This is a genomic window from Acinetobacter johnsonii, from assembly GCF_048551975.1.
In the GTDB taxonomy this organism is placed as follows: Bacteria; Pseudomonadota; Gammaproteobacteria; order Pseudomonadales; family Moraxellaceae; genus Acinetobacter; species Acinetobacter johnsonii_A.
Map to the genome: position 1 here is coordinate 1 of NZ_JBIMCF010000189.1, position 284 is coordinate 284.

1 pseudogene is annotated in these 284 nt (G+C 38.4%); it reads right to left on the reverse strand.

What is annotated here, in order from left to right:
• Positions 1 to 284: pseudogene (locus ACG9ZB_RS17190) on the reverse strand (DNA-directed RNA polymerase subunit alpha); the annotation flags it as partial.

The following is a 284-nucleotide window of genomic DNA, read 5'->3' on the forward strand; positions in this document are numbered from 1 at the left end:
ATTTTTTTGCAAAACTTCTTTAGAAACGAAACCGAGACCCTTCTCAGCAGTGATTTCCATATTAAGTTCTGCCTTAGCATCAGTTAAAGTCGCAATCACTAGTTCCGGGTTTAGAATTTCTACTCCTCCAGAAAGCTTGATATCACCTGCTGTCACCTCCTTAGCACCTTTTGCTTTAAGGGTTAACACTTGAGGCTCATCACTGACAATATTCAAACGCATCTTCTTGAGGTTAAGAAGAATAGTAATAGCATCCTCTTTAATTCCAGGAATCACTGAAAATT